A 22,346-nucleotide genomic window follows, 5' to 3' on the forward strand; every position below is an offset into this window, starting at 1 on the left:
TATGAGCCAGAATTGTTGCGATAAGAACCCTTTAAAAAGAGATGGCACAAGCCAACAGCAACGCTTACTTAAAGCCTTGCTACCTGGATATATTGCTGTTGATGAACGTAGTATGGGAGATTTAATTGAATTTGTTAAGCAATACGCCAAAGAGATAAACTTCTTTAATATTGATAATGGTATAAAAGGGAATTGGGAAGAGTTTTTTTATAAATCCATAGATACTAAAAATCAAATTACCGAACCGCATTATGCTTTATTCATAGCCTTTCTGAAACTTTTTAAATATGCGCAGGATGATTTAAACCTGCTTACCAAAAAACATATCGACTTTTACTATAAAGAAGTTTTGCAACTATCAGAAAAACCTGCCGTTGCAGATCAAGTGTTTTTAATATTTGAACTTGCAAAGCATGTAACTACCTCTTTTAAAATTGATAAAGGAACAAAACTGAAAGCAGGTAAGGATTCTACTGGTGTTGAAGTGATATATGAAACCGATAAGGAAATTGTTGTAAACAAAGCAAAAGTAAAGGAGTTAAAAACTCTTTTCTGCAATAAAAATAGCATATTCGGCAACTTAGCACCAAATTATTGTCTATACGCCTCACCTATTGCAAACTCATCCGATGGGCAGGGTGGTGAAATTGAAGCCGAGGATTTGAGCTGGAAAACCTTTGGATTACCCACATTATCCAAAAATGAAAATAAAGAATATACTGCTAACAGGCAGCTAGCCAAAATAGGTTTTGCCTTTGCATCGCCAATCCTTTTCTTAGCCGAAGGCGATAGAACTGTTATACTTACACTAACTTTTAGCAATGCCGAACCTCTGGAAAGAATACTTAAATGCAGGGATTATAACATAGATACTTCCATTCAAGCCTTTTTTAGTGGGGAGAAGGAATGGATTGAGTCTTTGGACGAAGACAATCTGTACTCAGAGGAAAGGGCATTAGAATTCCTAAATAATGCCAAAGAAGCTAAAGATATTGCCGGTAATGAACCTCAAGAAGGTCCTGTTTATGACGATCCAAATACTGGATATGGAGATCAGACTAAGGATTATGATATTGGAATACTTGTTGCCGAAAGAATCATTACAGAACGAGATAAACTACCAAGTAAAAAATATACAAGTACATCAGAATTGTTGAATATCTATGGATTTGGTATTGATAAACTTAACGATATTAAATACTCTTTTCGTAAAGATTTCCATAGCACAACCATCGATCTAAAAAAGAAACAGCTAATAATTAAAAGAACCCTATTCAAGGATAAAAAAGCAGTTGTAAAATACAATAAAGAAGTTCTTCTTGATCCTTTTGAGACCCAATGGCCTGTCGAAAAAATTATTATTAATACTGATGGAATAATAAATACATACATTTATAAGGATTTAAAAGATCTTGAGATTATTAACGCTGAAATAAAGATAGAGGTTTCGGGCGTAAAAAGTTTAACTATCCAAAATGATTTTTCTGAGCTAAAACCATCGAAACCCTTTATGCCATTCACGAATAAACCAGCAATTGGTTCCAACTTTTACATAGGTAGTTGGGAGGTATTCCAGAAAAAACCGCAATCAATAGATTTAAATATTGCATGGGATAAACTCCCAACTAATTTATTAGGGTTTCAGGATTATTATCAGTATTACAAGGACTCTAGCGATGGTTCCAAAAGAGCTAACTCAAAGTTTAAAATTAAGATATCTTATCTCTATAACAAGGATTGGGTAGAACTTAAGGATCAAACTACACTATTTACAAATGAAAATGGAGTTGAAATTTCAGACGGTACCACTTTACCTTTTGATAAGACAGTAAAAATAAAGACATTTAGTCCAGATCTAAATGTAACCATTGAAAGAAACGAGCAACTAAGCGACTTTAAGGTTTATGATGAATCAACTCAAAGAGGCTTTATGAAGTTCAAACTAGATGGTACTGATTTTGGTCATTCAAACTTTCAGATTTCATATACAAAAGCTGTTCTAACTGGTGTTAAAAAAACAGAAGAAGCTGGTGAAACAGTAGATTATACAGATGAACTTCCAAACGAACCCTATACCCCTGCAATAAAAGAGTTATCGCTTGACTATTCCTCATCTGAAAATTTTAAGGTAATTAAGATTGAAGAAAAAGACTTTGAAGAACGTATTGAACAATTCTTCCATATTCACCCTTTTGGAGTAGAAGAGGTTCTAACTACAAAATCTCAGAATTTCCTACTCCCTCAGTATGAGGACGAAGGCACTTTATATATTGGATTAAGCGATTTAGAACCACCACAAAACATATCAATACTATTCAAGGTTTCGGAGGGCAGCCCCGATCCTGATTTAACAAACCAAATAGTTAATTGGTCATATCTAGTTAGCAATGAATGGAAACCAATTGATAAAAATGATATTCTGTTCGATACAACTGATAAACTAATAACCTCTGGGATTGTAAGTTTAAGTCTACCCAAAACAATTAATTCTGATAATACAGTATTAACCCCAGATTTATTCTGGATAAAAGCATCGGTAGAAAATTCATCCAAAGCAATTGCAGATATTATAAGTGTAAACACACAAGCCGTAACTGCTAGCTTTGTTGATAATGGCAACGATCCAAACTATCTAAAAATACCACTTGCAGAAGAAACCATTAAGAAATTTAAGGATAGTAAAGCATCAATTAGTAAAATCACACAACCATACTCTTCATTTGGAGGGGAGATTAAAGAACAATACAGCGATTTTTACACACGAGTTAGCGAAAGATTGAGACATAAATCAAGAGCTATAACAATTTGGGATTACGAAAGGCTTGTTCTTGCTTCATTCCCATCAATCTATAAGGTAAAATGCTTAAATCACACTAAATATAGTAATGGATCATTTGCCGAAATGGCGCCGGGAAATGTGACTCTTATTGTAATTTCAAACGTTCGAAATACAAATGCAGTTGATTTACTTAAACCTAAAACAAGCTTAAACACCTTAACTGAAATTAAAGAATTTATAAAAGGGAGTGAGGATAATACAAAACAAAGCATCTGTTCCGAGAATTTAAGCCTATTTATAATGAATCCCATTTTCGAAGAAATTAGGGTTGATTTCAAGGTGAAATTTCAAAAGCTCAAAGATCCCGGTTACTATCATAATCAGCTTAACTCCGATATCATCTCTTTTCTTGCCCCATGGGCATTCGATTCAGAATCGGATGTGGTTTTTGGTGGCAAAATTCACAAATCAAAAATTCTCAACTTTATTGAGGAACGGGATTATGTTGATTATGTTACCTGTTTCAAAATAAGCCTAATAGCTAATGATGGAACTGAATCAACGGACATTGAGTACGCTGAAACAACAACATCAGCATCTATTTTAACATCATCCAAAGAACATAAAATTGAGGTAATTGATTCTAAAATATGTGATTGTGATGATAATGAACAGTATGATGTCACAATCCCATCAAGGGACGGTTGTTCTTGCGATAAATAGTAAGTATGATATGATTTTTTAATAAAAACTGATTGAAAATTTAAATTTTATTCCATACACAGTATGGCAGACATTATAAAAATATCGAAAGAGTCACCAGAGCAAAAAAGTCAGAATTATAAACTTCTTCGTGAGGAAGGTATAAAATATATTCAGGAAATGGCTGGGAAAATATGGAGTGATTACAACCTTCATGATCCTGGTATTACAATACTTGAAGCATTATGCTATGCCATTACCGACTTAGGCTACCGAGCCTCCTACCCTATCAACGATATTATTGCCGTTAAGCAGAATGGCTCTAAAACAGAAAACATTAAGAACTTCTATACCGCTAGGCAAATACTTCACAATGCTCCACTAACTAGGAAAGACTATAGAAAGTTGCTAATTGATACTGCCATTAGTTTTGATATTCCCGATTCAAGCGACAAAGAATTGCTGGGTATTAAGAATTCATGGATTGATAAATCGAATGAAGCAGAAACTTTTTTCTACGCCGATGTTAAGAATAGTAAGCTAACTTATACAAAACCTTTAGCAACATCAGATCAGGAAGCAATTAAAGTTGGAATACTTTACGACATACTAATTGAATTTGATCGAAGCGATTATTATGGTGATTTAAATGAAAATACTATAAAAGGCGAACTTCCAATAACAGTTAATCCAGATAACGAAAATTTAAATGGATTAGTTATTGATATTGAAGTTGAGTGTCCAAGATGGGACGAAAAAATTGATTGGGACAATCTCGATTCTATTATACATTCCATTAATGAAAACAATATAGGATTTCAAATAAGCAATCTACCTGATAATTACTACTTTGAAACCTATACAATTGTTGATGAAAAAACGTTGCACATTGTAATAAAAGATGAATCGGATGACAATGAAGTTGATGGATTAGAAATTATTGATGAAAAAATCAATGAATGTATTTTTGATTCCGAAGTTGGATTAATCCGAAAATATCAGGAAAAGGTTAGAATAATCCAGCAAATACTTAAAAAGGTTAAAGCAAGATTAAACGATAACCGTAATCTTTGCGAAGATTTTTATAGACTCAGCGCATTAAAGGTTGAGGAAATTGCAGTATGTGCTGATGTTGAACTCGATAATAATGCAGATACTGAAAAGGTTCAAGCGCAAATATATCATACCATCGATAAATTCTTATCTCCATCGGTTAAATTTTACACAATTCAGGAAATGCTCGATAAGTGTAAAATCACTGAGGAGTATTACATTAAGAGTATCGATAAAGCATCAAAAATATTCACCGTTTACAAGGACGTAACCGAGATATTATCAGAAAGTTCTACAGTAACAGTAAAGAATGCTGTTAGTAATAACGGGGATTACACTGTTGCCTCAGTTTTAATTAATCCTTATAACTCAAGTTATACTGATATTACTGTTAATGAGGATATTCCATCTGAAATACTCGTGGATGGTGGTATTGTATCAGTAACCTATAAAAATGCAGGTGATTGCTTAACTATTGACACAATTTTTGAGGGACCTCCCCTAGAACATGGTTTTATATATGATGAAGAGCTTGAAAATGCCAACCGAAAAGATGTAATCCATGTATCCGACTTAATACAAATTATTATGGATATTCCTGGGGTTGCAGCTGTTAAAGATATTCAAATAGCAAATGTTCCCCAGAACAATGAGGATGGAAAAATCTTATCAAAAAATGTAAAATGGTGCCTGAAACTAGCTATGGAGCAGAACTATGTTCCAAGACTCAGCATTGAACTTTGTAAATTCAGATTTTTTAAGGATAACATACCATTCAAAGCAAATGCTGAAGAAGTTGAAGATTTACTTAAAGAGTTAAATATAAACGAAAGGGATAATAAACTTATTTCCCCAAAACTTGATATCAATATTCCTTGTGGAGAATTCAGAAACATTGAGGAGTATACAAGTATTCAGGAGGAGTTTCCATTAATTTATGGAATTGGAAGAGAAGGAATACCCAATCAATCAGGAATATCACCAGAATCCAAAAACAAAAGAGAGGCACAAGTTAAGCAGCTTAAGGGTTACCTTATGTTTTTCGATCAACTCCTTGCCAGCTATCTATCCCAACTATCCCATGTTAAAGATCTCTTCTCGATAAATGCAGAGAAAGATGAAAATGGTAGTTACAAAATTGGTCGTACCTACTACACTCAGCCACTATTCGAGATAGTACCTGATGTTGATGCCTTATATGTTGATAAGACTAGCCATCCTGAAAAACTTTATGCTATAACCGAGGATGAGTCAACCTTTTCTGATAGAAGAAACAAATTTCTCGATCACCTTTTAGCCCGCTTTTCAGAACAATTCTCGGATTATGCACTATCAAGGTATTGGCATTCCGATAAAAACAAATCAACCGATCTTATTGATGATAAACTAGTTTTCATCAACTCTTACCCCGAAATTAGCACAAATAGGGGGAAAGCCTTTAACTATAAGCATCCAGATAGTGTGTGGCATATCGATAATGTATCGGGATTAGAAAAAAGAGTCTCCTTACTAATGGGAATACCTCCCAAAAGTACCGATTTATTGAATTTCAGAGATAATTTTAAAATAACCGAAGATAATGGTCTGTATAAATTTGAAATAGTTAACGGAAGTAAAACCTTACTTAACAATTCTGATTACCAATCGATTGAAGATTTAAAGAAGGATCTTGAAGTTATTATAGTTAAAGGACTCTTTAAAGAAGACTTCACCATTTCAATTAATGACACTAATTACTATTTCTATATTGATTGTTTGGATAAAGAAAACAATACCAGAATAATAGGCACAAGTGAACCCAACTATTACACTTCCGAAGAAGATGTAGAAAATGATATTGATGAGCTGGTTAAAATACTTCACGATGAATTTTTTGATAATCAAGAATCTAACCGAAACAACATAGCTTGTCCATTCGAAAATTATCTGATTTTTAACAAATCAGGTGAAATAATAGATGAATACCAGACTTACACTTTTGAACTGTATTGTAAACCTTTTGATTTTGTTACTGAGAATTTAATTGTAAGCGGAGAAGTGGCTGTTAAAGCATCCGATTTGCCTACAGAAAAAGTGGATGTGCAACAAAAAATTCTTGGATTACTAGTCAGTATCGATGGAATAACGTCATTCTCGGAAACCAATCTTTCATTCACTATAACTGGATCGGATAATGAAGAAACTAGAAATAGCATAATAAGTTTTATTAAAAGCAGATTTGTTAACAGGGAAGGTTTTCATGTAATTGAACACCCTTTGCTTAGACCAAAACTTAAAACATTAAAAGTTGACATAAAGAACCTTGGCGATCTATATTATAATATCGAAACACCCGTAGTTGAAGTTAAATCTTCATCCAATAAAATTATTGTAGAGGGCAACCATACTATTGAATTCAAAACTGGAAATAAAACCGATACTACTACAAATTATAGATATAAAACAGATCAGATTAATTCAAAAATAATTATTGAATCAGCAATAAATCATAAATCGGAGAACACCTCGGAGTTTAAAATATCCGAAGAAACTTTTGCTAGCATCAGCGATACAGATATAAATGGAACATTGTCGTATCCGGTAAATGTACATATTGATAGCATTGATAAGGAAGGATTTTTAGTACTATCACTAAGAAAGGATGGCTTCTACCCAAAAGAAGCCGATAAGGTTGAAATTAAAGACTCATCTAGCAACATCAATGATGGATTCTACTATGTGTCTAAAGCTGAATCGAATAAAATTATGCTTGTCAGCGATACGCTTATGCCTGTGATTCTTGATAAGGATTGTTCAACTCAAATAAGAGACCCATATACGTGCATTGCTTCGGTTATACTTCCATATTGGCCTGAGCGATTCAGTAACAACGACTTCCGAAAATTGTTCGAAAAAACGCTACGTATGGAAGCTCCAGCGCATATCTTCCTAAGAATTTGCTGGGTAAATAACCATCATATGCAAATTCTTGAGGAGAAATATAAACGTTGGATAGTTGAAAACTCTAGAAAGAATGCTGATGAGATTGCAATTAGCAAATCACTTAAAGAGTTGATAGAAGCATTATACCAGCTAAGAAATGTTTACCCGGTAGGAACACTCTACGATCCCGAGGAACATGAGACTTTACAAAATACTATTATACTTAACAATACTATGATTGGTAACGCTTAAACCTTAAAAAAATGAACATCTTAGATAGCTATCCAGTATTTGAAAACAACCAGGTTTTAACCAGCGACCAGTTAAATAACCTAGTAAAATACCTTGATCAGCAGAATAGGCTTACGAGGTCACAGCTAATCGGAATAGGTGCTATATGCGGGTTTCATATCAAGTATGACACTACCGAAGACGCTTTAACCATAACCAAAGGAGTTGGCATAACATCCGAAGGTTTTTTATTAGAACAAGGCGATTGTTCAACCAGATGGTATAGGAAATATGATTATACAAAATCGAATATAACCTATCCCCCATTCGAAGATATTACTAATAAAACCAACCCTTTGGATGTAGAATTATTTGAACTATTATCAACATCAACCGATCCCAGCAATGAAACTAAGTTATCCAAAACTTTCCTAACCGACAAAGTAGTTCTCCTATTCCTCGAAATATTCGATCAGGATCTGAAAACTTGCTTGGCTAAAAGCTGCGATGAAATAGGTCAAACAAGAATCTTCACAATTCGAAGGTTATTGATCACTAAAGATAATATGGACAAAGTCTTACAAAGACTTAATATTGATACCTACGATCCAACATTTCCCAATAAATTCGAACTTCCGGTAATTACCATTCCTAGGGTTAACATTAAACCCGATGAACCGGCAGCAAAAGATAAATCATTACTTCTTAAAAAGTATTTAGATGCTGTGGAAGTGGTTAAAAAGGATTTGCTAGACGCTATTAAACTTACATATACAACATATAACCCAATTCTAAAAGATGTATATACCAAGAATTATTTTGGGAACGGAGAAATAATAGATACTACAGTTTTGGAATGGGATACAAATTTGAGTGTCGATTTATACGGTACTCAATACTTCTACGATTTTTTTAAAGACTTAACTCTTGCTTATGAAGAGTTTAAAAATACAGCCTTTGAACTGTGCAACGAATGCCTTATTGATATGGAAAGATTTCCATTACATTTAATGCTAGGCCCTGCAATACCCGATAAGGACTATAATATTGATTCAACTCCATATAGAAATAGATTTATACATTCTCCCGCATACTCAATTCAAAAATATCTTACGCTAAAAGCCCAGTCACTGCACCAGCGAATGGTGTCAATGATTATTAATTTCAAACTTGAATATATTAAAAGATTAGAAGATCCTAATTTAGAAGAAGAAGCTGATAAACTCAAAAAAACTAAAACCAAGCTAAAAAAAACAATAGACAATATATATATAATTCCAAGTAATGAAAAGCTATCAAATCTAAGCGACAGATCAATTCCATTCTATTATGATATCGACAAAGGTGATTTACCGTTAATTAACTATTGGAACTACGATATTGAAAAACGAAAACTGTCCGATTATATCCTAACTTATCAACACCAAAAAGAAAATAGCATCGATCCAATAAAAAATCCTTTAAAATTTGATTTGGATAAATACTCATTCTTAAGAATTGAAGGGGTATTGGGAAAAGAAGCTAATATCAGTGAAACCGAATTAAATAAAAAAAAGGTTGACTTTAATTTACCATTTAATGTTGTAACTCTAATACTTAATCAAGCCTCCGACAAACTAGTATTAAGTCCTGAACTATGGAACGATCTTAGTGTTTCATATACGGAATCACGTTTCCGATTTAAATGTCTAATTCAAAATCTTTACGGGGATGTCCAAAAACTTGAAAATTATAATCTGGAAATTGAATATACAACCATAAAATCTAATATAGTTAATACTCTTATTGATGATATACTTTCGTGCTTACCAAATAATATAAACGTTTTTAATTTCCCATTATTCTTTGACAAATACTGTCGTTTAATTGAACTAATGCAGGAGTATAGGCTAGTATTGACCCATTTACAAGGAAAACTAATTAATGTCCAAATTAATGTTATACCAGCCAAAGATCTTCAAAATAAATTAGTCGCTATTGATGAAAGTCTTGACTTTATCAATAGAATTCTCAATAATTGTACTTACAAAGAGTTATATCTACTATACAATAGATTAATTGGCAGGAAAAAATACCTGAAGGAAAACCATCCAATGGTATTCTCGAATTTTATTAAGAAAAATCCTGGAATCGATCATTTGATCGGTGTAAATAAATTCGGAACATATTTGATGATCATTGAGGATATTACTCCAGAATTAGATAAAAATAAGGTTCTTGCAGAATTTTCATTGCCATATCTGTGCTGCTGTGATTGTATTGAATTACCCACAATTGAAAAAGAGCTTGATTATAACCAACTACCTGAACTCGCTTTACCCGATGGAGCAATTTGTATTAAGTATAATAAAGTGGATATCGATATTTTGCAAAATGACTACATCCCCTACACTGGCAAATTTGATATCACAACGAATAGCCAATATGCAACTTACGATCCAAGTAAAAAATTAATAACTTATAATCGTAATAGTTATTTGGGTTTAGATACTTTCCACTATACAATTAATCGAAAAATAGCACAAACTGATAACAGCATACAAACCTCTAAAAATGAGTTAAGTATAGTTCCAGATGATTTAATCGCAAACAGTTTATTTGGATACTCATTAGATATTGATCAGGGCAAAGCAATTATCGGGGCCTTAAAAGGGGGTGATAAATCTGTAAATTCAGGTAGTGCTTATATCTTGGAATTAATTAACGACCAATGGAAACAACAGGCAAAACTACTTCCAAGCGATAAAGAAAGTGAGGATCAATTCGGTTGTTCTGTAGCAATTAGCGGCAACTATGCGTTTGTTGGAGCAAAGGGCGAAGACACTAATGGAAGTATGGCTGGAAGCGTTTATGTTTTTGCTTATGAGAACAAAAATTGGGTAGAAAAACAAAAATTGCAACCCGATGATATTAATGCAGGTGACTATTTTGGCTGCTCAATAGCAATATTTAATAACCTTCTTATCATTGGTGCCTTTGGAAAGGATAGTAGTATTAAAAACTGTGGGTGCGCCTACTTATTCAAGTTAGAAGCGAATAAATGGGTTCAGAAACAAAAAATAACTGCAAGTGATTCGGAAACAGGCGATTATTTTGGCTACGATGTAGCATTATACAATAATAATTTAGTGATCGGTGCCTATTGTAAAGATTCTAAAGGATATAATTCTGGGTGTGCATACGTGTATTCATATAATGGAACTCAGTTTATTGAAAAGCATAAACTTATTCCAAACGATCTAGCAGCCGATAATTATTTTGGAAGTTCAGTTGCAATTTATGAAAACACTATCGTGGTTGGTGCAAGAAGAAATGACATTTCTGGAAAAAATTCAGGATCTGCTTATGTTTTCAACTATCAACAGAATAGATGGGTTGAAATACAAAAACTTGTACCATTTGACGCTGAATCAGGCGATTACTTTGGCTATTCGGTTGATATCTACAAAGATACCATTCTAATCGGATCGCGGTATGAAGACAAGGGTGGTGAAAATGTTGGGGCTGCTTACCTCTTTACTTACGAAAACGGCAGTTGGGAACAAAATAAGAAGGTACAGCCAGAAAAGTTACAACCCAATAATCTTTTCGGTTCTGCTGTTGGAATTTATAATGATATTTTAATAGTTGGTGCACATAAAAGCAATGGTAATGCAGGGAGTATTTACATATTTCCAAAACAAATTGAAATTGTAAATAACATAGCATCAGTGAAAGTCTTAGTGAGAGAAGAATATAAGCCGCATATCCAAGCGTTTGAAGATACTGAAATTGTTACTCAACACGACCAAATAATTATCGACATTTTAAAAAATGATATCAAATATGATACTACCCAATTATCTCTACCCTCACCAAATTCACTCCTCGGAGGACAAGTTTCAATTATAGATGATAATGCTGGAAAAAAGGTCATCAAATTTATACCCAATATTGCCGGTAAGGATAGCTTCAAATATCAACTTACGGATAATGCTAGAGATAATGAGACATCTGAGGCAACTGTAACCGTTTTTGTCACTAAATTTGATTTAACTGTACCCGATATTGTTTATCTTGTAACAAGTGTAAATCAAAATGGTATCCCAATTGTTCTGCCACAAGGATGGTCAATAAGCACCGTTTCTCGTCTTCCTCTTGGAATGGGTTCAATGGCAATTGATCAGCAAAATTCTGCGCTCATCTTTACACCTGGTAGTTCATTTTCTAACAACAAAACACTTTCTACCAGCTACATACTTCGTAACGACAAAAATGAGCCTGTAAAAGGTATCTTACATCTAATAAGTGGCTTAGATGAATATTCTATTCCTGATATTGTATACCTAGTTAACAAGAAAAATGGCAACTTAATCCCAATTGAATTTGCTATCCAAAATGGAATTCCAATAGTCGAAGTTGATACTATACCAGTTGAATACGGAAAAGTCACAATCTCCAGAACTAATACCATAAACTTTATTCCTGGTACTGAATTCACAAATATTAATACCTTAAAAATCAATTATTACCTTAAAAAAACCAAAACAAGCCCAACAATAAAAGGTGTCATTCACCTTGTTAATGGATTAGTAGATTATCCCATTCCAGACGTTATTTATCAAGTTACCAAATTGGGTACTAATATTATACCTGTAGACTATGCATCGCAAAATAATCTAGAAATTACTAGCATTATAAGTGATATTCCACCTGAAATTGGTACACTAACAAATAATAAACAAACAATTATTTTTGAGACTGGTGTAAACTATGATGCCCAAAATTCCTTGCGATTTAGCTATACTGTTTTAAAGGATGGTGAATCAGTAATTGGAAATGTCCATCTTATTAACTCAATAAAACAAAGTGAAGAATACAAAGATTATTTTAGTGATGTAATGGCTGGAACTGTTATGGCTTTTGCATTTGATCCTAATAGTGGTAGTTATGCAAATAAAAATGATGTAAGGTTAATATCTCCAGGAAGAGAATATAAAAGATTAATAAACCCCTTATCTTCTATTACTGGATTAAAACCAGAAGAAGTAAAAATTCTTATTGAATCAACACCTGTTATTATTAAAAAAGGAACTACTACTGGTGAAGCAAACGAAATTAAAAAATTATTGGAAGATCTTGGAGCTATAGTTGAGATTGTTGGATGGCTAAAACAAAATGGGTGGCTTGAATGTAATGGTCAAATGATCTCTGGGCAAGAATTTCCACTATTATTTGAAAGGATAGGTATTCTGTATGGCAATGGGGATGGAAATAAAGATTCTTTTAATGTTCCTGATTTAAGAGGAGAATTCCTACGCGGCTGGGATCATGGTAAGGGAATAGATAAAGATAGAACTTTAGGCTCATGGCAAGCAGATCAGATATTAACGCATACACATAATGATAAAGGTCATTCACATTCTGACATTGGACATTCGCACACTACCTTATCTCATACTCATACATCTAATAGCCATGCTCATACTGATTCAGGGCATACCCACCTAGAAACAGGTACTGAATATTATGCACAACCTATATCTAGAGGAACTATGGGAACTCAGGAAATACAATTAACCCACCCTTTAAAGGCTAATTCAGGTACAGGAATTGCAAATATTTCTTCAGAGATAGTTACTATAAATACTTCGGCAGTAACTATAAATACAGGTTATGCAAACTTAAACAGTTCGCAAACAGGCTTAAAAGAACCTCAGTACATAGATAAAGAAATTACTAGGACTTTTCCCCATGGCAGTGAAACTAGGCCAAGAAATACTTCAGTTATGTTTTGTATTAAATTCTAAAAAACAAAAGCCATGTATATAGTACGAAACAAAAAAACAAAGGAATTAATTCATATCAATCCCGCACCGCTTGATCAAAATTTAGATGGTAAGAAAATCTTTTTTAAGTACGATCCCAAAAAAATGGAAATCGGAAAAACGGATGGATTATTACCAGAGTATTTTGATATTAATGAAAATGGCCAAATAGTTGAACTCACAATTCAGGATCTGGTAGAAAAAGGTGTTATAAAATTAGAAGCACATCATAAAATTGTGGAGAATAGTATTGTTGATAAAACAGTCTCAGAACTTGTCAAAGAGGGCCTCCTAAAATTACAATCCAATCAAAAAATAGAAAAAAATAAAATAGTTGAAAAATCATTGAAAGAACAGGTGAAGGAAGGTATTATTAAAATTGATGAACCCTTTGAATATATTGCTGGAGATGAAATTAAAAAGCATTCAATAAAAGAGATCGTTGATAAAAAATTGCTTAAAACAAAAAAACAGTGTGAAAAAGCAATCCTGATGATAAACGGAGAAATCGAACAAAAGATTGCTGCAAAGTATAGCCATGGAACCGAAATGAAAATCACCAAGGATTACATTGACTGGATGGCTGAAAAAGGTTCAGATAAGGATGAAAAAGCTATTGCCTATAAAAACATGAAGAACGAAATTGCCAAAATAAAGAGTGAATACGCAGAGCTTAAAAAACGAATTACGGATATAAAAATAAAATGATAATAATAACATTATTTTTTGCTGGTGGGTGATCAAAAACATATAATCAATAAACAGGTATTAGAGATTAGGCTGAATGATAAAAAAGATGCCCATCTAATACAAGATGCTTTCAGCAGAGCCTACTGGAATCATATCCCTACTGTTATTGAAAGAATTATCGATAAATACTCCAGCAACGCTGAAATCATTAAGATTGATAAACTAGAAATTGACATAGGTGGAATTAGCGTCGATAAACTTAATAGCGATTTCCCTCAGAAAGTTGAAAAGCTTCTTGAAGAGTTTATTATAGTCCAATTGCATGAAAAATCACTAGGCGACGAATTAGATTTTACAACCCATAAAGATTATAGTAATACCGAGCAGGATAAGAATAATTTTCAGATTAGGTCAGATGTCGATAATAATTTGGAAATACTTAACCATTTTCTTATAACCGGATCATTCCCTTGGTGGTGCAGGAAAGATTCAGAATTTACTATACAAAGATTAGTTGAGGATCTATTGGAAAAATCGTCTTTAAGATTAAAGAGTCTGCTATTTAATCTTTTTTTAAAACCAAATACCATTAAGCGTTTTATCTACCAATTCCCAGAAAAAATAATTATAAAAACTCTACATGTTTTAGAACCAATAAACGCTCCATTGTTATTAGAACTTATGGATGGTTTACTAAAAATACAATCAATACATCCGTTTGTTGGTGATTCAGAAATCGTATTAAAAGAAAAACTATGGAATTCTATTCTAAAGTATATTACAGATAATCAACATACTTTAACAACAAGTCAAATAGATGATATTCAATTAACTAAACAAATAATTTCGCAACTTATTATTCCATCAGGAAATGAAATTTTAAATCCAAAGGACTTATTCCATTTTCTTTCGAAAATATCAGAAAGCATTAAAATTATAATTACTAAAAATCAAACTTATAATCTTACTAAACTAGATTCGAATATAAAAATATTGCTAAATAAAGTTAAAGAACCCGAAAATACTATTAATAATATCTCGGATATTTATACTCAAATTAATTCCGAAGCGAGAACTCAATTAGAAATCTTTATATATTTCCTTCAAACAGGTAAATTAATATATAACAATGATAATACGGAAAGACAATCGATACAGTTAATTGCCGAAGATTTATTAGATAAGACTCCTGATAAAACTAGAGACATCCTTTTAAATTTCCTTGAAGATAAATTAATTAGAAAACGTTTCATTAATCAATTCTCTGATGATTTTATTGTTAGAACATTAAAAATTTTAATTTCCTCAACAAATAACTCAATAGATGAGTTTATTCAAACTATATCTAAAGTATTATCATTTAATACATTAAACAATATATTTAATTCAACGTTTAGAGAGAATATTTGGAATATAATTCTTATTTATATAACCAAAAATCAGCAATTACTTATTGCCAATAATACAGATGAAATTGAATCAATCAGCCATATTTTGATTTATTATTTAAATCAAATAAATGCTGATAAAGTAATCATTAATGAAATTCTAGGGAATAAAACGATATCCAAAAAACAGGAAAAAAACATTAAACAATTCTTATTAGTCAATGATTTAGAAATTACTACTGAATGGCATAACGATAGTGAAGAAATTCAAAATATTGAAAAAACAGATGTGATTAGTAACTCAGAAAAACCAATTACTACCATCGAATCGATTAATGAAAATCAAACAATAAAAGATAAATCCGTACCCAGCGAAATTATAATTAACAAATCCAATATCGACAATACTATTAAACAAATTACAGCCACAGAATCTATCGATGAAAATCAAGCATTAAAAGATAAATCCGTATTTGAGAACGCCGTAACAAAGGGCTCTAATAGTAATAAAAGTGCGGATATTTATCCTCAACCCAAAGTTGATTCAGAACATATAAATAATGCTGGGTTGGCTCTTCTTTGGCCATTTTTGGTAATGTTTTTCGAGAGATTAAATCTGGTAAAGGATAGGAAATTTATAAGCGCTGAGTCTAAATATAGGGCAATTCATCTTTTACAATATTTAGCAACTGAGCAGGAAGAAACCCCTGAAAATGACTTGTTATTCAATAAAATCCTTTGTGGTACAGATATTTATGAATCTATACCATTAGGTTTCAATATAACCGAAAATGAAATTGAGGAGTGCAATGCACTATTACAATCTGTAATCGATAATTGGACAGTACTAAAAAATACCTCTATACACGCACTAAGAACCACATTCCTTCAAAAGGAAGGAATACTGAATAAACAAACAAATGGATGGAAATTATATATTGAAAGAACAACAATTGATGTACTGCTCGATAGGTTACCTTGGAGCATATCAATGATTCTCCTTCCTTGGAGTAACGAAATGATATATGTAGAATGGTAAAAGAGACGGTCAAAAATAATGCCGATGATATTAAGAAAGAACTTGAATGGTTCAAGGAAATTCTTAAAACAAGATCATTGATTAATTGCAATAAATCAAATGATTGCGAAGATATATTTGAGATTAAGCAACCGCATCTTAATGGAAGCGCATCGTCCTATGCAGAGTTCATAAAGAAACACGACCTTGGTTTTGAGGAGAGGTTTATACTAATTCTTGCACTTACGCCATATATAAAGCCCGAACTATTGGACGTTTTCATTAATATTAATAGCAATACACAACAAATTTACACCGAATTCGGGGGAAGAAAAGGTAAAGGACATAATGGGTTTTTACCAACTGGCGAAACCGTTATGTTTATTCTAGCAGGCGATAACCTTGAGCGACGATTTTACCTCCAACGGTTTTTCGATAATGATCATATTTTCTACAAAGAAAACATTCTTTGCCTTGAAGATGTTGAAAACGGAGAACCAAAACTCAATGGGGTTATTACAGTTTCGCAGGATGTGTTGGACTTAATTATATTTGGAGAAATTCGCAAACCGAAATTCAGCGCCGAATTCCCAGCAAAACTACTTACAACAAAAATGAGTTGGGACGATTTAATTCTTCCAGCATATACCAAACTACAACTTTTCGAAATTGAAACCTGGCTTAAGTACCACTCAACTTTAATGAGCGAATGGGGCATGGAAAAAAAGTTAAAACCTGGTTATAAAACCCTGTTCCATGGCCCTCCAGGTACTGGAAAAACTTTAACAGCGGCTTTGCTTGGGCAAAAAACTGGAGCGGATGTTTTCCGAATCGATCTGTCCAAGATTATATCTAAATACATTGGCGAAACCGAAAAAAACCTTGCGAAGATATTTGATAGAGCCGAAAGTAAAAACTGGATACTTTTTTTCGATGAAGCTGATGCCCTATTCGGAAAACGTACCAATATAAATGATGCGCATGATAGATATGCCAATCAGGAAGTATCCTTCTTATTACAGCGAATCGAGGATTACGACGGGTTAGTAATACTTGCATCAAACTATAAGAGCAACCTTGATGATGCCTTTATGCGTCGTTTTCAATCGATGATCCATTTCCCTATTCCAAAACCTGATGAAAGAATGCAACTATGGAAAAAAGGATTTTCAGAAAAATGTCTTTTAGAAGAAAAAATTGAACTAAACAAAATTGCCACCGATTACGAATTGGCGGGTGGTTCCATTATAAACGTAATTCATTTCTGTTCATTAATGGCACTGAGCAGGGATTCAAACATCATACTACGAAAGGATATCCTTGAAGGTATTAAACGTGAATTCACAAAGAAAGGAATAACTATATAACAATTAACTGATTTGAAAATGGATACTAAATACTTTAATCCGAAAACAGTTAAACCGGGAACTATTCCCGAAAGGGTTATTCAGCCAAAGCTGGAGGTTAACCCTCCTAATGATATTTACGAAAAGCAAGCTGATGAGGTAGCCAATAGGGTATCTCGTATGCCCGGAAGTGCTTCTGACAACCTCCAGATGCAGCCAAAGCAAGATGAGGAAAAGAAACTTCAGATGAAATCGGAGGATGAAGACAAAAATCTTCAAATGAAACCGGAAGAGGAAGATAAAAAACTTCAAATGAAGCCGGAGGAGGATGAATCAATAAGTATGCAGCCAGAGGAGGAAGAAAAGGGTAAAATTCAAATGTCGGCTGGCAGTTCATCAAATAATCAAGTGCCACAAGTATCATCTTCATTGGCTTCACAACTTAATTCAACAAAAGGTCAAGGTAGCCCGCTATCTGAGGGAGTTAGCCGAGAAATGGGGCAAAAAATTGGAGGAAACTTTAATAATGTACGTGTACATACCGATGATAATGCTGTTCAGATGAACAAAGACTTGGGTGCAAAAGCATTTACACATGGGAATGATATATATTTTAATAATGGACAATATAGCCCCGAAAATTCCTCGGGAAAACATTTATTGGCACATGAACTAACGCATACAATTCAACAGGGAAAACCTAATACGAATATACAACGTGCTTGGATACCAGATAATGGTTGGCGCTATACACCTCCTGTTACCGTTACACGGTCAATTGTTGAAATCCAAGGAATTGTTGCTACAACTCCTGATGGAATATACGGCCCTAATACGAGAGAGGCTGTTAAGGTATATCAACAAGAATTAAAGAATAATGGTTTATATACTGGTGATATTGACGGTAAATGGGGTCCTCTCACTGATGCTGCGCATCTTTTATTTGCCGTTCAGGGTATAGGCTCGACTGCACCTCGAAGAGGGTATAATTGTGCTGGTTTTGCATTTAAGACTTTTACTTGGCATAATCTAAATCCCACGAAGGCAATCTTAGCAACTATGACACATCTTGCTAATAGATCTACCCAATGCAATCCTCGTGATTACAAGTTCTGGCTTTGGGAATGTGATGTTAGCGTGACTACACCTGCTGGTAATACGACAGGTATTAGTAGAGATTTTCACATTGTTGGTGGTCAAACAGGACGAAATGGAGAAGATCCGGCTGAAGTGATGTCCAAAAATGGAGAAAGACCTCTTGAAGGACCAAAACCTGCTGTCGATTGGATGCCAGTATCCGGTCCAGCAATTGATCAAGATGGAAACCCAGTGGCTGGTTATACTTGGAATATTACAAATGTAGATGAACAATGTTACAGAAATTCTACTTTACCATAATCAATTAAGCGGTTCTACATGTATTACACTTATAGTTTCTTTCATTTCGAGAGTTTCAGATTATGGAATCAAGTTTACTCTGATTCCATAACTTATTCTAAATATAATTAACGTGAACTCGATATAAGAAATGTAATAATGTGTTTATTTTTAATGATATATAATTATTTAAAGGTATTGATGGAAGGTTGGAATGATGGAATAATGGAACTGGAGCGAAGCGGAACTCGACGAAGTCAAAACAAGAGGTTAGATTTTTGCTTGTATCCTCCATTTTTCCAATTTTCCATTATTCCATTGATTCAAATAAAATAAACCGATTGATATTTAGATTAATACATTGTTTCTTACATCGAACTGACGTTAATTAATACAATTATGGAAGGAAAGAATATTATCATTAAGAATAAAAGAAATGAGACTGTAGGGATAATGGGAATAGAAAATGGTGTCTTACATGGACCTTGTGAATGGTATAATGGTCAGGGTAAGCTAATTAGTTATGGTTTATTCAATGAAGGATATCCAATTGCAGGAACCTTTTTAAACTGGGCTAATTTTTCCCCGATATCTGATAAAAGCAATAAATACGATCTCACGTTTTATTGTACAGACTGGATAACAATATTCGAATCAAGTTTTTTATCAGAATCTCCAAAATATGAAAAGCTAATTGAAGCCTACTATAATGGATTAAAATTAATTTAACAATAAGTAATTCAATGGAATGAAGTTGAAGAAAGTAATGAAAAAAATTGAGGTTACTGTGTATCACTAAACAGCCTCGTTCTATAAAATTTAACTGTATTGAAAATGAATATAAAATATTTTAATCCGAAAACAGTTAAACCGGGAACTATTCCCGGAAGAATAATTCAGCCAAAGTTGGAGGTAAATCCTCCCAACGATATTTATGAAAAGCAAGCTGATGAGGTAGCCAATAGGGTATCTCGTATGCCTGGAAATGCACAGGATAATCTCCAAATGCAACCTAAGGAAGATGAGGATAAGAAACTTCAGATGAAATCTGAGGAGGAAGACAAAAATCTTCAAATGAAGTCTGAGGAGGATGAGTCAGTAAGTAGGCCGCCAGAGGATGAAGAAAAGGGTAAAATCCAAATGTCGGTTGGCAGCTCATCAAATAATCAAGTACCACAAGTATCATCTTCATTGGCTTCGCAACTAAATTCAACAAAAGGTCAAGGTAGCCCGCTATCTGAGGGAGTTAGCCGAGAAATGGGGCAAAAAATTGGAGGAAACTTTAATAATGTACGTGTACATACCGATGATAATGCAGTGCGGATGAATAAGGAACTGGGGGCAAAAGCATTTACACATGGGAATGATATTTATTTTAATAATGGGCAATATAATCCCGAAAATTCCTCTGAAAGGCATTTACTGGTGCATGAATTGACTCATGTTATACAACAAAAACAACATAGTGCGCAAAGAAAAATAATGCGAGCTGTTACTGAACAGGGTGTAGATGCGGAATTTATTAAGTGGGCAGATGAAAACAAACGTGTAAAAGACAAAACTCATAAGGATTTTCCTTGGTCTGCTTGGGACTTTATCCGACCAAAAATTGTGGATGAAGTAATGGATCCCCTCCCTAAACCAAAAGATCCAAAAGAGTTAAAGGAATGGCAGGATAATTATTTAAGGGCAGAGATTGTTGCCAGATGGCTATTTACATTGAAAGCAACCTCAACTGATAAGGATATAAAAGATGATGCTGATTCAAAAGCTTTTTATATTCTTGACTCGCTTGTCAAAGCAGGGTTTGTTTCTAAGGCTATAGCACAATCTGGCTATCTTAATGCTGATACAAGAATCCTAGTCTATAATACAATTCTCAAAAATCCTTCCACGGCTTCTGCTTCAGAGCTTGAAGCAATTGTAACATTCCTATGTGCCACTGTCGATGACCCAACTAAAGTAACTATAGTTGATACCTTGACCAATGGCAATAATTCGCCTTTAAAGAACTTAGATGATACAAGAACAAAAGCAATAATAAAACCATTATTTCTAAAATTTGGTACACAACAAAAAATAATCGATGCTATTGCCGAAATATTGATGTTTAACCCCAAAGTTCGCGCATCACTATCCGATAGTATGATGTCGAGCCAGATAGGAAATCCTGATTTACTATTTAAAGTTCTAAAACATGATTTTTTTATAGAACCCTCTTATGGTGCTACTATATTACAGCCTTTGATACCAGCAGGTATGTCAAATGAAGATTATGACAAATCAAGAATGAAAACCGACATGCCTTGGGTATATACATATAAACAAAAATATTATGTTCAGTATTTAATAGATCTTGCCAAAAGTCAAAGCATAATCATTCCTCCCCCAAAGACTTTTGGGTTTGATGACTTAAAGACCTGGTTAGAAACTAATACTGAAAACATTGGAGATGCTGCCCGGAAAAAATATCCGACTAATCCTGAGCCAATTTTTGAAATCTACAGGAATATTACAGATATTTTCTTCTTTCATGTAGACAAAGGAAACATTACACCAGATCCTAAAGGAAAAATAGCTCATTTACCAGCAGGTGAACCTTCTAAAAAACGTTTACAGGCCGATTGTGATGTCTTTGCAAGCTATGGAATGCGATTCTTCTTTGATGCAAAATTTGAACCCATTGGCTATATTGCTATAATACCAGGTAATACTGATGCACATGCAGGTGCTTTAATTAGAAAAGATAATAAATACTATGTTATCAGCAATAAGAATGTTTTAGAGACAAATATTAGTGAAACAAAAACTAACGAGAAAAAGGGGGATGCAATAAAAATGTTGAGCAAACTTACTTTCTATGATGTTTATGATGATTCAAATCTTAAAGATTTAAAGATTTATTATTCAGATGCAGGAACTAATGGGGAAATGCCAAATAACTTTATTAATCAGGACATCAGCCTTTTAAGAGGAGATCTAGATCCTAGTAAGTAAGAAAAAAGGTTTTGGTTTTTTAAATCGATATAATAC

At 33.4% G+C, this 22,346-nt stretch carries 9 protein-coding genes; all 9 read left to right on the plus strand.

Translation table 11 applies throughout. From position 1 onward, the window contains the following. Position 1: 1 nt before the first annotated feature. The 9 genes from HOO91_03410 to HOO91_03450 all read left to right on the plus strand — a co-directional run bounded on the left by HOO91_03410 (position 2) and on the right by HOO91_03450 (position 22,310). Positions 2-3,502: a hypothetical protein gene (locus tag HOO91_03410; GenBank protein NOU16591.1), complete on the plus strand. Its 3,501-nt coding sequence runs from the start codon at positions 2-4 to the stop codon at positions 3,500-3,502. 63 nt (positions 3,503-3,565) lie between these two features. Continuing rightward, positions 3,566-7,708, plus strand: a complete 4,143-nt coding sequence (locus HOO91_03415) for a hypothetical protein (protein NOU16592.1) — start codon at positions 3,566-3,568, stop codon at positions 7,706-7,708. A gap of 11 nt (positions 7,709-7,719) precedes the next feature. Continuing rightward, positions 7,720-13,476, plus strand: a complete 5,757-nt coding sequence (locus tag HOO91_03420) for a hypothetical protein (GenBank protein ID NOU16593.1) — start codon at positions 7,720-7,722, stop codon at positions 13,474-13,476. A 123-nt stretch (positions 13,477-13,599) separates the two neighbouring features. Then, on the plus strand, positions 13,600-14,202 hold the full coding sequence (locus tag HOO91_03425; GenBank protein NOU16594.1) for a hypothetical protein: 603 nt from the start codon (positions 13,600-13,602) through the stop codon (positions 14,200-14,202). 24 nt (positions 14,203-14,226) lie between these two features. Then, on the plus strand, positions 14,227-16,611 hold the full coding sequence (locus HOO91_03430; GenBank protein NOU16595.1) for a hypothetical protein: 2,385 nt from the start codon (positions 14,227-14,229) through the stop codon (positions 16,609-16,611). Then, positions 16,605-17,957, plus strand: a complete 1,353-nt coding sequence (locus HOO91_03435) for an ATP-binding protein (protein ID NOU16596.1) — start codon at positions 16,605-16,607, stop codon at positions 17,955-17,957. Before HOO91_03430 ends, HOO91_03435 begins: the two co-directional genes overlap by 7 nt. A gap of 18 nt (positions 17,958-17,975) precedes the next feature. Continuing rightward, positions 17,976-19,334, plus strand: coding sequence for a DUF4157 domain-containing protein (locus HOO91_03440; protein ID NOU16597.1), 1,359 nt, complete (start codon positions 17,976-17,978; stop codon positions 19,332-19,334). A gap of 378 nt (positions 19,335-19,712) precedes the next feature. Beyond that, on the plus strand, positions 19,713-20,042 hold the full coding sequence (locus tag HOO91_03445) for a hypothetical protein (GenBank protein NOU16598.1): 330 nt from the start codon (positions 19,713-19,715) through the stop codon (positions 20,040-20,042). A 105-nt stretch (positions 20,043-20,147) separates the two neighbouring features. Continuing rightward, entirely contained in the window at positions 20,148-22,310 is a 2,163-nt protein-coding gene (locus HOO91_03450) for a DUF4157 domain-containing protein (protein ID NOU16599.1), read from the plus strand. Positions 22,311-22,346 lie beyond the last annotated feature (36 nt).

The organism is Bacteroidales bacterium (assembly GCA_013141385.1).
Taxonomy (GTDB): domain Bacteria; phylum Bacteroidota; class Bacteroidia; order Bacteroidales; family Tenuifilaceae; genus UBA8529.